Raw genomic sequence first — 17268 nt, 5'->3', positions numbered from 1 at the left:
GTCGACCTTGATCGGTGGCACCTGCGGGACGTAGTTGGCCACCTCGGCGAGCAGGATCTCGCCGAGGGCGGTGTCGATCTCCTCGGTCGTGGCGCCCTTGCGGACGTCCAGCACCAGTTGGCCGCGCTCGACCCAGCCGTCCTTGGCCACGTCCGAGCGGCGCACCGCGGGCCCGTCCGCGACGTCGACCACCCGCAGCTGCAGGGTGAATCCGGGACGGAACAGCCGCAGCGGCCCCGAGGTCCAGGACACGTTGAGCTGCGTGGTCAGCGCCGGGTTCGCCGCGTCGTGCTGGCTGGGCAGCGAGTGCTGGCCGAAGGCGAAGCTGACGTCGTCGACCGAGATCTCGGTGATCTGCTGGACCTTGATCTTCTTCAGCGTGTCGTTGAGCCTGCCGCGCACCGAGGTCTTCTCGGCGTAGTTCTTGGTCGCCAGCAGCCGCAGGGTCCTGGCCATCTCCGGGACCGGGTGCTCCTCCAGCCGCGACATCTCGCCGACCAGCCGCAACCCGGCCAGCGTGTTGGGCAGCCCGCGGAAGCGCGGGTGGTTGGTGAGGATCTTCTCCAGCCAGCGCATCCGGGTCCGCGAGCCGGCGACGACCTCGTTGAGCCCGAAGCCGTGCTGCCGCCCGTCACCGTTGATCAGGGTGCGCAGCCGCAGGTCGACCTGGGCCAGCACGGCGGCCGCGCGGCGCACGGCCTCCGGCTTGGTCGAGTCCTCGCGCAGCTCGGCGAAGTCGGCGGCCCTGCGGCCGTCGAAGCCCTCCGCCCGCAGCGCGGTGACGAGCTGCCTGTGCTGGTCCAGCAGCGCGAGCAGGTTCTCGACTGCCTCGACGTCGCTGGTGGCGACCTTCTCCATGCCGGGCCAGCGGCCGGGCTTGGGCTTGGCGGCCAGCACCGACACACCGGTGTCGTGCTTGATGCCCAGCGTGACGTCGCCGGTGTTGAGCAGCGCCGGGTTGGCGGCGTGCAGGTCCTCCAGCAGCTCCACCTCGCGCTGCACCCGGGCCAACGCCCGGTTCAGCGCGGCGAGGTGCTTGTCCGCCTCGGACCGCACCTGGTCCGCGCGCGCGGTGGTCTCGGAGGAGAAGGCACGCAGCCGCTCGGCGGAGATCTCCCGGCCGAACAGCCGAGGAGTGACGTTGCGCTTCTCGGTCTCCGCGGCGGCCATGGCCTGGTACGACCAGGCCAGCGCTTCGAGGTCCGCGTCGTGGGCCTGCGCCAGCAGGTCCTTGCGGGTCTCGGCCACGTCCATGAGCACGGCGAGCGCGTCGGTCAACCGCCGGTACCGGTCGGAGAGCCGGATCTGCGCGGTGGCCAGGCCCGCCTCGCTCGGCTTGGAGTGCACGTCGGTCAGCGCGTCGGTCTGCTCGGCCAGCAGGACCGCGTCCTCGAAGAGCCTGGTGGCGACCCGCTCCTCGGAGAGGATGTTCTCAGTCGTGGTCGCTTCGCCGCCGGCCAGCGCCGAGCTCTCGCGGAACTCGTCGACCTTCTCGATCAGCTGGCGCAGCTCGCCGAGCACCTTGCCGTCCGCGCTGAAGTCCTGCGCCGACCTGACGATCACCGCCGGGGTGGCCGCCCGCTTGGGCACGATGGCGAGGGCGTTGGCCGCCTGCTCCGCCTCCTCCGCGGCTTCCGCTTCCGCCGCGTCGGCGTCGGCCTCGGCGAGAGATTCCTGCTTGGCCTCGTCGATCTCCTGCTGCCGCTTGGCCTCGGCCGCCTCGGTCTGCCTGCGGGCGTCGTCCTCCTCTGCGGCGCGCTGCTCGCTCTGCTGCACCTGCCGTGCCCGCAGGCGCTGGTTGACCAGCTCGCTCGCGGACAGACCACTGCCGCCGTTGCCGTTGGCGGCGAGCCAGGACGTGGGGACGAAGTCCGGAAGCTGGTGGAACGCGGACTCCAGCGACCGGAACAGCATCAGCCGCTGCCCGACGGTGTTGCGCGGCAGCGGTGGCACCACCAGCTGGACCGCTCTCGCGTCCTCGGTGAGCACCAGCTGCGGTGCGTCGACGGTGCCGTCGATCACCACGAGGACGTCCACCACCGACCCGTTGCCGAGATGTGCCTTGACCCGGACCTGGGTGTCCTCGGTGACGACCGCACCGGGGACCTTGGCCGCCGCGGCGCGCACGGCTTCGAGCTGCAGCACGGTGCTCGTGCCACCGGCCCAGGTGCGCGCACCGATCACCGGCACCGGAACACCGGGGACGCCTCGACCGGCGTCATCACCGCCGGTGCCTGGTGAGGCCCCGTCGTCGCCGGAACCCAGCGCCGCGCGGAGGGCGGGTTCGGTGAAGAGCACCGGCATGAAGTGGCCGTTGTTGTGCAACAGGACGGCGTCGGGGATGCCGGCACGGCCGTCGTGCCGGACCACGCCCTCGTCGTCGACCACAGCGATGGCCAGGTCGTGGCGCGTCGCGATCATCCGCGTCATGGCCGCCAGCATCGGAGCGGTGAGCTGGCCCTTGGCGCCCCAGGTCGAGACCGCCTTGCTCTGCTGTGCGTCGCTGTTCAGGCCGGTGAGCGGTAGCAGCCGCCGCTCTCCCCCGGGCAGCCCGAGTTCGCGTTCCAGCTCAGCGCGCAGGTCCTGCGCCAGCTCGGTCGCGTCGTGGATGCCCGCGGCGGCGAGCTTGCCCGCGGGCAGCTGCCGGAAGATCGCCTCGAACACGTTGGCCGTGCCGTTGGGCACCCACGCGGTCAGCGCCTCGCTGAGCGAGAGGAACTCCAGCTGGGCCCGCGTCGGGACGTTCTTGTCCCCGGTCTGCTTGACCACGTCGGCGGCCGTCAGCGGGCCGGTGAACGTGGCGCCCGGCAGCTGCGAGGCCACCCAGGCCGCCGCGGGCACGCCCCAGCGCGCCAGCGCCTCGTCGATCGCGGTTCGGCCCGCCTGGTCCAGCGGGTTCGGGCCGCGATAGGCGCGGTCCATCCGCAGGCCGTGGTAGAAGCTGCGGACGATCTGCTCGACCGTGTCGGCCCTGGCCGCGCGGTCGGCGTCCAGCGTTGGCGAGGGGGGCTGCTCCAGCTGTGCCGGGCGGGTGTTCACCGCCGAGGCCAGCCAGTGCGGGTCCACCTCCAGCACCAGACGCCGTTGCGCGGGGTCGAACAGCCCGAAGTTCACCGCCAGCTCGGCGGCGAGCTCGCGCAGCAGTCCCGACTCGTAGACGCGGATCGTGCTGGTCAGCCCGGCCTGGTTGAGGATGTGCCGGAAGCGCGCCAGATCCCCTGGCGTGGCCTTGAAGCCGAACAACGGGGCCAGCTCGGCCAGCGTGAAGGCGGGCTCCTGCATCGGCAGCACCGAGACGGCCGACCGCAGCGCGACGTCGGGGGAGATGCCCGCCTCGACGGCCTGCCGGTAGACCGCCACCAGGTCGAGACCGCCCGCTACGGCCCAGGTGACCGCCGTGCTGGTGGAGATGTCGGCGCCCTGCCACGCCCGCGCGATCGCACGCTGGAAGCCCGGACGGATCGCGTCCCAGTCCGCCCGCGCCCGCTCGGTGTGCTCGACCAGCAGCTCGGCCCGGGTGGTGCCCGGGTCCTGCGCGGCCTGGTGGAGCACCTCGTCAACGTCCACGCCCGCGAAGGCGGCGTCGACGACGGCGGAGTCCCGCGCCTCGGCGACGACCGCGTCCAGCGGCTTGCCGATGGCGGAGGAGCGCTCCAACATCTCGCTCAGGTCGATCCGCATCCGGATCGCGTCGCTGAGCGCGTCGAACTCCCGGATCAGCGCACCCTCGGAGTCGACCTCCGTCGGCGCGTCCTGCGGCACGATCAGCTGGGCGAGCTCCGCGAACGGCGCTTCCTCGCCCTCGCGCACCACCGCACCGTCCGGTGCCACCCGGAAGCGGGTCACCGTGCCGTCGTTCTCCGTGCGCGACAACAAGATCTCGGCACGCAGCTGGTTGGCGACGCCGCGCGCGAGCTGGACCGGGTCACCGGAGTGCCTCGGTCGGTGCGCTGCGAGCGCCTTGAGCGCGTCGAGCGACTCAGCCGTACCCGGCCGGCCTCCGATCAGCCGCGTGAGGTTGTGCGAGACGCGCTGGAGGGACTCGCGCAGCTCACCCTCGCGGGCCGCCGCGACCTCCCACGCCCCGACCACGGTGTCGAACTCGGTGCGCGCCCGTTCCAGGCGCACGCCCTCGTTGCGCCGCACCTGCTCCAGCGCGGCGTCCAGGCCCGCGACCCCGGTGCGGGGCAGCCGGTTGCGACCGAGCCGGTCCAGCATCCTGCGCACCGCGGAACGCTCCTTGGCGTTCGCGCCGTGCTCGGCGTAGGCGCGGTCGACGGCGGCCTTCCACTCCTCCTCCGCCGCGCGCAGTTCGGCGCGCGCTTCGGCGAGCGGTTCCCCGGTGGTGCGCTGCTGCTCGACGATGGCGACCGCGTTGTCCGCGGCTTCGCGCGCCCGGTGGACCAGCGCCCGGTCGACCGTGTCGGGGTCGAGGCCGGCCAACTGGGCTCGCGCGCTCACCATCGCGTCGGAGACCCGCTTGGCCCGCTCGGCCTGTTCGGCCGCGCTGTCCAGCATCGGGTCGCTGGCGAGTTTGACCAGCAGCTGCCCGCTGATGTCGTTGGGCTGGGTGACCAGGACCTTGGCGATGCCGTCGGGAAGGCCGTTCAGGATGCCGTGGCTGACCGCCACGTGCGGGTAGTCGGTGTCCAGCGCCTTGGCCAGCGCCATGGGGTCCGACTTCGCCTTCTCGTCGCCCGCGTCCAGCGCCGTGCGCTTCGCCGCGGCGTCGGACAGCAGGGTCGCCAGGTCGAACGCCGGCGCCTCTCGGTCGCGCAGGGCGAGGGCCTGGCGGATCGCCTCGCCGTCGTGGCTCTCCAAGCCGAGCGCCACCAGCCGGTCCCACGGCTTTGCCGCCTCCAGCTCCTGCAGCAGCGCCGGAAGATCGCGCTCGTAGACCTTGAAGTTGAGCCAGCCGGTCGCGGCGTTGGGCCGGTTGTGCTCGCGGGCGAGGATGTTGCGGTTGTTCGCCTTGGTGGTGAACTCGCGCACGATGAGACCGGCGTGGTAGCGGGCCCGGACGTGCACGAGCGAGCCGAACTCCTCGGTCTTCTGGTCCCCGCGCGCTCCGGTGCTGGCGGTGATGCTGACCTGGCTGCCCGCACCCGCCGACACCGCACCGGCGCCGTCGACCCCGAAGGCCTCGTCGAGCGCCTCCTCGCCGCCGAGACCGAGCGGCGTGGTGCGCTGCCTGCTGATGGTGATGTCGGTGCCGGCGTCGTCGCGCAGGACCTGGCCGATACCGCCGTTGTCGGGCTGGTTGCTCACGACGTGCACGCCCGACACGTCGAACTTGGCCCGGACCTGGACCCTGTTGACGGCGAAGCCCCCGCGCCCGCGCCTGCGCAGCATGTGCAGGTCGGAGCCCAGCTCCGCGCCGTCCTGCTCGCTGACCATCCTGGCAACTCGGGAGCCCAGCGCGGTGACCGAGGTCATCTGCTTGATCGCCTCGCCGAGCCGCCTCGCCCGCGAACCGTAGAGCTGTTCCAGGAAGTCCGTGACGGCCTTCCTGACGGGCTCGTTCTGCACCTGGTCCACGCCGACCCGGTTGCCCGGCAGCTCGGAGATGGACCGGTAGTCGACGTGCTCCGGCGGCGCCGGTCGTTCCCGCAGCAACTGCCCGTCGGAGACGTGCAGCCCGATCGTGCCCTGGAGGACCTCCGTCGTCGTCCTCGCGCGCCTGACGCTGCGCAACAGGACGTTGTTCAACGGGCCGCGCTCGACCCCGCTCCGGACGACCTTGATCGTCACCTCGACGGGGACCTTCACGTCGTGCGTCCCGCGCCAGTCGAGCTGGGTGGCGGCGCGCGTGACATTGCGCCTCTGGTTCTGAGTGGTGCTCGTGCCGAACTGGGTGCTCGCGGACAGGGCGTCCGGTCCGATGTCGAAGACTCCCTCACCCGACAGGCCGACGCCGACGCTGGTGCCGACCGTGGTGGACTCGGACTCCTGGTCCGCGCCGCGGAGCTCGTTCTCCGTACCGCGCGCCTTCTGCCTGCCGACGACCTCCGCTTCGCCGACCTGGCGCACCGAGATCGCCAGCTGAACGCGCTCGACCAGCCACGGGTACCTGGGGCTGACCGGTACCAGCACCTCCGGGATCAGCGAGCGCTCGCTGTTGAAGGCGTCGTTGAGCAGCGCGTACGGACGATTGCCCGCGAGGCTGGTCTCCAGGGCGCGCTGCATGTTCGGGTGGGCGAGCAGGTTCGGCGCCGTCCTGGCGAGCAGGTCCCTGACCGTCTGGTCCAGCTGGACCTGCTGCGCGTCACCGCTGTTCGGATCGGTCTTGGACATCTCGAAGGCGTAGACCGCGCGGCTGCCGCCGAGCGACTCGCCCTTGTCCAGGAACTGCGGCAGGTGCAGAGCGCGCAACTCGGCCGAGGCCTCGGGTGAGTGCTCGGCGACCGCGGCAACCACGTCCAGGACGTCTTCGGCCCCGGCGCGTTCGGCGGCGTCGTAGACCTCCTCCGAGGAGTAGCGCAGCAGCACGTCGCGCAGCAGATCCTGATCGAGCTCCTCGCCCGCGGCCCGCTGAGCCAGGGAGAAGCGGTGCACCGCCCTGGCCATGACGTTGCGGCTGATGTCGTTGTCACCGTCCTGCCAACGCCGGAAGGACGTGGTCATGTAGTCGGCGGGCAGGTCGAGCTTGCCCGTGGCGTAGGCGGCGACGAGGTCGGACTCCGGGCTGACCCAGGTGATCTCACCGCGGTGCCAGACGGTGACCGTCTTCGAGGCGGTCACGGCGGCGGCGCGCTTCTTGAACAGACCGCCCCGCAGTCGGTCGCCCACCGTCTGCTCGACGAGCTCGGCCTTGAACATCAGCCCGGTGCGCAGGTGCAGCCGCTGGTCTGACTCCAGGCTGAGGATGTCCTGGCCGAAGGCCGACATCGTGCCCTGCGAGCGGCTGTGGCCGACGGAGCCGCCCAGGGAGGGGTTGAGGCCCACGTCGCCGCCGACGAAGTCGGTTCCCTCGGTGACGCCGCCGTCGGTGCCGAGGCTCCCGCCCCGGCTGTAGCCAGAGCCCAGGCTGGTGTAGTTGAACGAACCGTCGGCCATCACCACGTTGCCGCTGACGAGACCGAGCACATCGGTCTCCATCGGCACCGCGGAGACCTTCAGCGCGTACCGCTTGTGCGTTCCGAGACCGCCGAAGCTGCCCAGCTGGAACAGCTGGTCACTGGTGCTGCCGCTGAGGATGTAGTCGGTGATCGCCGCGTGCAGCGACCCCGCGCTGAGCTCGGCCGCGATGGCCTGCCTGTTGGGCGAGCCCACGGCGAGCAGCCTGCCCGCGCTGGCCTCCACCTTGGCCAGCAGTCCCTTGACCGAGATCGAGACGACCTTGGCGTCGGTGTCCCGGAACAGTTCGGGGTCGGTCTTCTCGGCGACCCTGACCGGTTCCTCGGAGTGGACGAAGCCCTCCGGCACGTAGATCTCGGTGCTGGCGTCGAAGGTGACCGAGCCGTCCCTGGCCGCGCCCGGCAGCGTGACCGCGCCCTTCGGGTCGATGACCCGGACGACCAGCTTCAGCGGCACCTTCCACCCGAGCACCGGGCTGTCGTTGTGGATGAGGATGACCTTGACCTCACCGTTGGTGACGGAGACGTTGGTGCTGACGTCCCTGCCGAGGCCGCCGCCGAAGGCCCCGTTGCTGTCGATCGCGTCCAGGGCGCCGGAGAGGTTGCCGCCCAGCTGTTTCGCCTTGGTCTCGCCGGTGGAGACCGTCGTCGAGTGGTCGCCCCAGAACATCCCGTAGACATCGCGCGACCCGTCGCCGTCGACGGGTTTGGCGGCGTCGTAGTCGGCGACCGCGCCGACGACGATTTCCACCTTTTCCTCGGCGTAACCCTTGAGCGGATTCAGCCGCGTGACGGTGACCCTGATTCCACCCTGGACCAGCGTGGTGTAGTCCAAGGCCACATTCCCGCTGGAGAGCTGGTGCTCGATCGTCTTCGTGTTGACCGCCATCAGCAGCTGCGCGCGCGAGGTCAGCTGCGCGCGCGTGCCGGGGTCCATGTCCGAGGGGAAGCCCTCGCCCGGCAGCACGAAGTCCTCTGTTGCCAGGGCCTCGATCAGCATCTTGTGCATCGGGGACAGCAGGTCGCCGTCACCGGCCTCGCGCTCTGAGCCGTCCCGGTTCTGCGCGGTCATCTCGGCGACGGCAGCCATGCCGGGGCCACCGTCGCGGAAGTGCTTGGGGAACGGCGTGTTCTTCGCGGATGCCTGCCGCGGTCCCCCGCGCGCCAGCTTGCCGTCAGCACCGATGAGGGCGGCGTCGACGGGCATGCCCGCCCGGAACGCTTCCGACTCCGGCGTCTCGGTGTGCACCTTCACCGTGGTGGTCTGCGCGGCTACCTGCAGTGCCCTGCGGTCCTGCCCGAGCAGCCGCACGGTGACCTCGGCGTCGGTGAGGTGGCTGGCGATCCCTCCGCGGTAGCGGTCGATCTGCAGCCACATCCCGGTGGTGTTGGTCGAGAGACCGCTTCTGGTGACCCGCTGCCACAGCCGGGTCAGCTTCGCCCCGGCAACCTTGGAGACGGCCTTGGCCTGCACGCCCGCCCCACGGCTCATGGAGACACTGCCGTTGGAGCTGTAGGTGGTGTAGCCCCAGAACTCCAGGTAGGAGTTGGCGCCGTCACCCATGAGCACCGCGGTGTCCATCAGCATCTTCGCCGAGATCTCGACGAAGACGACCTCGTTGGTGTCGAGGACGATCGGCAGCTCGATGGCGGAGTTCACCGCCGTCTGCCACTCGGTCAGGACGTGCGGGACCGAGTCCTCGACCTGGGCGCGCAGTGCCGCGCGCCGAGTCGCCGACATCTCCTCGTAGAGCGAGCCCAGAGCCGTGCGCAGCTGCTCGACGATCATGTCGGTGATGCCGTCGCGGTCGGACAGCGCGCTGGCCTTGGTCCTGGGCATCTTGGCGTCGAAGTGCTCAGGATCGACGCGGCGGCGCACGACATCGGTGACGGGGCGCAGGTAGGACTCGTCGACCGACAACTGCAGCGTGCCCGGCTCGTCCTCGGACCATGCCCTGTGCGGGAGCGCGTCGAAGCGCACCTTGGTCCCGTCGGCCTGGATCTCGGTGATGACGAGCGAGGACTCTGCCTCGAAGTAGGAGAACGGACCCTGGCTGCCCTTGAACGCCCGGTAGCTCTCGCGGGTCATCTGCCCGCCGACCTGCTGGGCCTGGCTCCACGACAGGACCCGGCCGAGGGTCACGTTGGCGACCTTGCTCAGCCCCGGCACACCGGACACCGCGTCGATCAGGCCGCCGAACCCGGCAGCCACGGTCACGCCGAGCTTGCTGCCGCGCGCGAGGTTCATCGCCTGGCCCCACAACCCGCGCGCGTACCTACCGCGGGCCTGGTCGGCCATGACCACCCCGGAACGGACCTTGACCAGGTCCTTCAGGGTGAGGGCGATGTGGAACCGCTTCGTCTCGCCCGCGCGTGTGGTCAGGGTCAGCACCGTGCCGCCGGGGGAGGTGACGTCCGCCCAGTTGGCCAGCACCTTGGCTTCCAGCCTGCCGCGGGAGACGTTGAGCTGCTTCGCGTACTCGGCGATCCTGGGGATGCCGCCCATCACGCCGGCCTCGGTCAGCGCGGAGCGCGTGAGCTCGCCCGGAGCGACCGGCTGTCCGTCGAGGCCGAGCATCTCGCCGTTGGTGAAGAAGTCCAGGTCGGCGAGCGGGTCGAGCGTCGCGCCCTGCGCGGCCAGCTGCGCCTGGAGCGCGGCGGCCAGCGGGTCGTCGGGAGCGGACGGGGCGCCGAACTTCGCGCGCTCGTCGACGATCCGCTGGTGCAGTCCGTCCAGCGCCTGCTCCAAGACCGCCTGCTGCGCCGCGGGGTCCGTGGGCAGCAGCGGCATCAGCAGCTGAACCGGGGCGTCCGGGTTCTTGCTCAGCACGAGGCGCGGGGCGTTGATCTTCGGGCTGGTCTCGATCACCAGCGCGATGCGGCCACCCCCGGGCGTCCTGAGGTGGAACTCGCCGAGGAAGTCCGGGCTGATGACCACCGGGACGGTGGGGGAGGCGTCCAGCGCGGCGACCACGGCGGGGTCGATCGCGGTGGCGGTGCCCTTCGCCCAGTCACCCGCGAGGCGCACCGTCGCGGTCCCGAAAGCCGTGTCGCCGGTGTAGGGCGGGCGCGTCGGCAGCACGGGGGCCGGGGGTGCGGCGGGCACGGGCACGTCCGGCAACGCGGGCGTCGTGCCGGTGAAGCGCACCGGCATGAAGTGCTCGCCCGTGCTCAGCAGGGCGACGAAGTGACCGTCGCCGCCGAACCGGGTGAGAGCGGCGTTCCTGCCGACCACGAGGACGTCAAGGCCGTGGCGCGCGGCCAGGAGCTTGGGCATCTCCGTGAGCAGTGCGCCGCCGAGCTGGTCGTGGTTGCGCCAGTCGCCGAGCGCGCCCTGGCGCTGCGCCTCGCTGCGCAAGCCCTCCACCAGCGGCAACAGGGTGCGCTCGGCCGCGGGCAGGTCCAGCTCCGCGGTCAGCGCGGCCATCATGTCCTTGGCCAGCTCTTCGGCGGTGAAGATGCCCTTGTCGGCCAGCGCATCTGCCGGGAGCTGCTGGAAGATCGCCGCGAACGGGTTGATCGACCCGTTCGCCACCCATTCGGTGAATGCGTCGTTGTCGTGGAGGTAGCGCAGCTGCGTCGGCGTCGGGGCGTTGTGGTCCCCGGTCTGCCGCACCGGGTTCTCCATGGTGAAGTCGCCCGCGTAGGCCGACCCGGGCAGCTGCGTCGCCACCCACGCCGCGTAGGGCACACCCCACCGCGCGAGCGCGTCGTCGATCCGCTCGCGACCGTCGGAGCCCAGGTCGTTCTCGCCGCGGTAGGCGCTGCCGAGCGGCAGGCCGTGGTAGTAGCGCCGGACGATCTCGTCGACGGTGCCCTCGCGCGCCTGCCGCTGGGCGGCGTCGTCGGCGACCAGGGGAGCCCTGCTGGGCTCGGCCGGGCGCAACCGCGCAGCGGAGATCGCGTGCTGGGGGTCGACCTCCAGCAGTTGCCTGCGCTGCCACGGCTCGAACAGGCCGTGGGTGACGGCCATGTCCGCCGCGACACCGCGCAGCAGCGCCACGTCGTAGTTCTCGAGCACGTCCGGCATGCCCGCCATGGACAGCAGGTGCTTGAAGTCGGCCATCTCCGCGGGCGTGTCCGCGAAGCCGAACAGCTCGGCCAGCTCCGCCGTCGTCGCCGGGCCCGCGAACATGGGCAGGACGTTGACGACGCTGCGCAGCTCGGCGCCTGGCGAGCTGCTCGTGTTCCTCAGCTGCAAGTAGAGAGAGCGGAGGTCGACGCGGTTGACGAGAGCGCGGATCACGTCTTGCTCGGTGATCCCGCCCTGGACCAGGGCCTGCGCGAATCCGTCGCGCATGCCGTCCCAACGCCGCTTGGCGGCCTCGGTCTTCTCGGCCAGCGCGTCGCCGCGCAGGCCCCCCATGTCGATGCCGTGCTGCTCCGCCGCCCGGCGCACCGCGGCGTCGGCCAGGACGCGGTCGACGTGCACGCCGTAGCGCGCGGCGGTGACCACAGCCGGGTCACGGGCCTCGGCCACCAGCATGTGCATCGGGCGGCCGGTGGCCACCGAGCGCTCGATCAGCTCGTCACGGTCCAGGCGCTTGCGCTCGACCGTCCGCTGCAACACCTCGTCGTTGTCCAGCTCGAAGGCCGGACCGCCGTCGGCGTTGTCACGGCGCACGCCACCATCGGGCGCGACCCAGTAGCGCACCGTTGAACCGTCGGGCTCGGTCAGCGTCAGCAACACCTCGGCGCGCAGCTCGGAAGCCACACCACGGGCGGTCTCCAGCGAGTCACCCTCGTGCTTCAGTTCTGTGTCGCGCAGCGCGGTGAGACCGTCGAGGTCGTCGAGCACGCCCTTGACCGCGCGGTCCAGATCCTTGAGCGCGTTGTGCAGCTCCCCACTGCGGCGGACCGCGGTCTCCCAGCTGCCCATGGCCCGGGTGACGTCCAACCGCCGCAGGTCGAGCAGTCGTCCGGTCTCCCGTGCGGCCTGCTCGGCGGCGGCCACGTCGGGGCTGCCGAAGCCCATCCGCTGCCCGACCCGCTGGAACAGGCTCGGCTCGTCCCGCCGCCGGGTCTGCTCGGCGAGCACCGCCTCCGCCTCGTCGTGGGCGGTCTCGGCACGCCTCAACGCGGCGCGGGCCGCGGGGATCTGCTCGCCGGTGGCGATGATCTCCGCCGCGATCGCGGCCGCGGCCTGGATGTGCGCGACGGCCCGCTTGGCGGCCTCCTGGGCCTCCGTGGTGCCCAGCGCCTCGACCCGGTTCTTGATGGCGACGACCTCGGCCAGGACGCGCTGCGCGAGGTCGCGGTGCTCGTCGACGCGCGCGATCGTCGGATCGCTGTCCAGGCGCACCAGTACCTGACCGGTGATGTCGTTGTGCTTGTTGCGCTCCAGCAGTTTCTGGACGGAGCGCGGCAGCGCGGCCTCGGCCTGCTTGGCGGCGCCGAGGAACGGGTAGTCGGTGTCGAACTTCGCCCGCTTCTCGAACGGTGTCTCTTCGGCCTCGGCCGCTCGGGCGGCTTGGTCGATCAGCTGGTCCAGGTTGAAGCGGGGGGACTTCTGCTCCCGCTCCCGCAGCTTCGCGGCGATCTTGTCGGGACTCAGCGCCGCCAGGCCCAGCACCGAGTCGCGGTCCCAGGCGTCCGGGTTCTCCAGCATCGCCAGCAGCGCGGGCACGTCCTGCGAGAAGACCTTGAACTGGACGGTGCCGCGTGCGGCGTTCGGCCGGAAGACGCTGTTCTTCAGCGTCTTGGTGCCATCGAGGGCCACTCGGTGCCGGGTGCCCTGGAAGTCCACGTGGTAGAAGGCGAACACGTCGACGACCTCGCCGACGATCTTGTGGAAGTGCTCCTCCCTGGTGCCTCCCCACACGCTCAGCCCGCGTCCGCGCTGGGCGCCGACGTTGTAGTTGAGCTTGCCGCTGACGCCGTCCGGCAGGAAGCGGCTGGCGCTCTCGAGGTCCTCACCCGCGCCCAGGCTGAACGGCAGTGTGCTCTGGTTGCTGACGCCGTAGGAGTAGGTGTGCTGGCTCCTGCCGGCGAAGCCCTGGTTGAACCCGTCCGGGCGCTCCGCCGTGACGTGCACACCGCGAAGCTTCATCTTGGCCGTTGCGGTGATCTCGTCGTGCTTGTACCCGGCCCGCAACCGAGCCGGGATCTTCTCGGCGGAGAAGATGTTCTTGCCGTCCATCCACTTGCCGAGGGAGCTCTCGACGTGGTCGGTGCCGACCACCGCGTCGGCCATGTCGCCGTGCTGCGCCATGTCGACGCCGAGGGCCGCGAGGAACTTCCGGAACGGCTCCCGCATCGGCTCGGTCTGGACGTCGTCCGTGCCGACGATGTGCGGCGCGGGTCCCCTCATCTCTCCGAAGGAGATGTGCGGCGGCGGCGTCGGCCGCTCGTCGGAGAGCAGTCCGGAGGCGATCTCGACGGTGAGCACGCCGCGCACCGTCACCGAACCGGAACTCGTCGCGTTGAACATGCCCCGCGAGAACTTGTTGCGCCCGGACAGCAACAGGTTGTTGAGCAGCTTGCCCGGCAGCTTCGACTTGTCGACGGAGAACGTCAGCTCCACCGGGATCTCCACGATGTGGACACCGCTCCAGTAGCCGCGGCTGACGATCGTGGTTTCCTGGCTCTTGTTCTCCCCGGTGGCCGAGCTCCCGCGCCCGGTGCTCACCGAAACGCTGTCCGGTAGCGCGCCACCGAGGCCGCCACCGATCGCGCCCGTGTTGTTCGCGCCAACGCCCGTGGAGACGTTTACACCGGCCGACTTGGCCGTCTCCTGGTACTCGTAGAACAGGTTCTCGATACCGCGGGCGCGCACGCGCCCCACGATCACCGGGTCTCCGACGGCCTTCATGCTGCCGTGGATGGGCAGCTGCTCGGCCGTGACAGGCAGCTTGCCGCCCGCGACACCGACCGGGACCGTTCCGGACCACAGCTTGTGCTTGCTGTTGAACATGGACTTCATCTGGCCGCGCATCCGCGTGCCCGCCGTCTCGGCGGCGAGCCCGCCGTGCAGGCCGCGGATGCGGTTCAACAGCTCTGGCGCGTTCTCGTTGATCAGGTCCATCAGCAGGTCGTGCTCGTGGACCTCGACTGGCTGACCGTCGACCTCGTGCTCCAGCCGCAGCGACCGCACGGCGGCGTTGCCGCCGATCGACTGACCCTTGGCGACGAAGGCGGGCAGGTGCTGCGACCGCATGGCCTCCGAGGCCGCCGGTGCGGTCTTGGCGATGTCCTCGAGCCTGGCCAGGTCCGCCTCGCTCACGATGCGGGTGGTGAGGGTGAAGTCACCCCGCTCGTCCGAGGAGTACTGCTCCAGTGCCGCGGTGAGCAGGTCGACGTCGACGTCCATGCCCGCGGCCTGCTGCGCACGGGCGAGGCGGACAGCGGACAGCGTGACCGTGTTGCGGCCGAAGTCCGCGTCGTCCTCCCGCCAGCGCTTGAGCGAACGCGCGACGTCCTCCACCGGCAGCGCCAGCGTGCCGTCGGCGTAGTCCTCCATGATCTCGGACTCGGCCTTGACCCAGGTGATGGCGACGTCGTGGACGACCTGGCGGGTCCAGCCCTGCTGCCCTGGCAGCTTGCCGCCCGGCTCGTAGCTGACCTCGACGACCAGGTCGAACTCGGTCCGCAGGTGCGGCTGCTCGTTCTCGAAGCTCAGCGGGAGCTGTTCCTCACCGCCGATCTGCGTGCGCGTGGAGCTCTCGGTCCTCGCGGCGTTGATGCTCGCGGACAGACCGGTCTGGCCGAGCAGGTCCTGGAGGGACTCGCCGAAGGAGCCCTCGACGCCGCCCGGGGTGGACCGGCTCACGTTGCCGGTGACCGCGTTGAGCCGGAAGGTGAAGTGGCCGGTGACCGCGTTGGGGATGTTGCCGATGCGGTGGGTCTGCTTCGGCACCGCTCGCATCGTGACCTTGTACTTGCCGTGCCGCCCCGCGGAGGTCTCGAAGAGCTGGTCGTTGGTGACGCCGTTGGCGATCATCTGCTTGAACTGGGCGAACAGCGTCGAGTTGTCGAGCATGCTCTCCAGCACCTCGACGGAGTCCGAGTCGGGCTCGAACAACTCGGGAGCGATCCCCTTCACCGCGTCCCGCAGGCCCGGCGACTCCACGGAGGTGACCACGGCGCCGTTGGTCGCGAAGACCTTCTTGTCGGTGACGTCGGCGACCTTGGCCGGCTCCGTCTCCTGGGCGAAGCCCTTGGGCAGGAACACCTTGACCAGGCCGGTCTGGGTGACCGTCTGCGGCTTGCCGTCCGGCCCGGTGACCGTTCCGGTCAGGGTGATCGGAACCAGCCAGGCGTCCATCCGGCCGTCGATCTCGAACAGGTGCACGTCGTTGGCGCGCTCGGCGTTCGAGGAGCTGGTGCTGACGCTGCGACCGCGGCCGCCGCCCTGGCCGAACTCACCGAACTCGATCTTGTCGCCGCCCCGGCCGGTGATCCAGCGCTTGATCTTGGCCCTGATGGTGGAGTAGGAGACCGCGGCGGTCTCGATGAGCAACCGGGCGAGCTGCTTGCGCTGGGTGCCGAGGTAGACGGCGCCCGCGTGGTCAAGCTTGGCGTCGACCCGGACCTGGGTGACCCGCTCGATCTCCGGGGTGCGCATGTCCTGGTGCTTGAGGAAGAAGATCTTGCCGTTCTGCACCAGCTGGTCGATCTGGGACTCGACCATGGATTCGGTGAGCTGGCGCTCGAACCACTGTTCGTTGAGCACCTGCTTGTCCCGCGTGCGACGTCGCCAGATCAGCTTCTTCTGGGAGCTGTCGCCCTCCTCGGTGGAGGTGACCGTCCCGCGCACGGCGCCGGTGTCCGCCGCCATTCCCCGCACCTGCTGCATGAACGACGCGAGCGCGTCGCCCTGGTGCTTGCCCCCGAGCAGCTGGCCGTTCTCGTCGTGCAGGACGAGGCCTTCCAGGATGCCCGTGCCGACGCCGACCTTCGCGACGTGCTCCGGCAGCTTCGCGTCGGGCGCGTCGGGGTCCTTGCGGATCGCGTCCACCGACTCGCCGTTGGCGTCGACCGCGTCGCGCGAGGTCGGGTAGCCGTGCTCCACCGCGTCCTGGCGCGACATCTGGACGATGAGCGTGCTGTCCACGATCGAGGGGTCGCCGACCTCGTGCCCGCTCGGGCTCTGCACCTGGATCTCGATCGCGGTGGGCACCTGCAGCGTGACCGCCCGCTCGCGTCCCACCCGCACGTCGATGACCGTCTTGTCGGAGTAGGTGGCGCTGGTCTCGGAGCGGCCCCACATGCGGCCGCCCTTGTGCGGCAGCACGCCATCGATCATCGAGTCCAGCCAGCCGAGCACCTTCGAGCCGACCCCGGCCTCGGTGTTGAAGCCGCGGCTGACGGCGGTGACGCCGCCGGTCTTGAGGAACCAGACCAGGACGCGCTCCAGCAGCAGCCCGCCCTTGGCGAAGCGCCCGGAGTCGCTGCCACCGAGCATCGTGGATCCGGCAGGGTCCATCGTCGGGCGCAGCATCGGCCGCGCGACGATGTTCTTCGCCGAGTCCACGATCGTGAACGGGAAGCCGCTCTCCCGGTTCGCCGGGCGGACCATGTCCGCCTCGAACGCCAGGACCGCGGCCTCGACCTGCTCGCGCAGGTCGGAGACGGTCGCGGACAGGGCCGGGCCGAGCATCTCCATGAGCCGGTCGACGGTGGCGTTCCTGCCGTGCCACATCGCGATCGCGATGTGCGGCGTGTTGGCCGCGGTGGTGTCCACGCCGGAGAGGTCGCGCCGAACGCTGTCCTCCGCCCGCTGCAGGAAGGAGTCCGGGACGCCGACGAGCAGCGTGTCGGGGGAACCGGGGTACCACTTGCCGTCGGGGGCGCTCTCGAACGGCCGGAACGTCCTGACCTCGACCCACTTGCTGGGGTCGTCCTCGCTGGGCTCGGAGATCCGCAGGGTGACCGCGACCTCGAACGCGGTCGCCGGCCCCCGGTTGGTGACGATGGCGTGGTTGGTCTCGCCGTACTGCTGGGACATCACCGTCTGGCCGGTGGAGTAGGAGCCCTTCTTGCCCGCACTGCCGGAGAAGATCGGGTTCTCCCCGATCGTCAGGGCCGAGACCGGGATGCCCGTGGTGGCCGTGACGGCCGCGCCGGCCAGGTTGACCACGTCGTCGGCGGACAGCGCCAGGCCGAAGCCGATGGAGCTGCTGCGGCTGGAGGACTCGTCGAAACCGCCTTGGCCCTGCCCGAGCAGACCGTGGCCCTGCTCGTGCGGGCGGAC

General features: G+C 70.8%; 1 protein-coding gene (cut by both window edges). It reads right to left on the bottom strand.

All 17268 nt of this window come from inside a single coding sequence — locus tag BLT28_RS17015, phosphotransferase, on the bottom strand. Of the gene's 67800 coding nucleotides, 14760 precede the window and 35772 follow it; the stretch shown corresponds to coding positions 14761–32028 (codon 4921, complete, through codon 10676, complete); the first complete codon in reading order (the gene reads right to left) occupies positions 17266 to 17268. The start codon and the stop codon both lie outside this window.

It is taken from the genome of Allokutzneria albata, from assembly GCF_900103775.1.
Classification (GTDB): domain Bacteria; phylum Actinomycetota; class Actinomycetes; order Mycobacteriales; family Pseudonocardiaceae; genus Allokutzneria; species Allokutzneria albata.
This window is presented reverse-complemented; position numbering and strand designations above follow the sequence as displayed.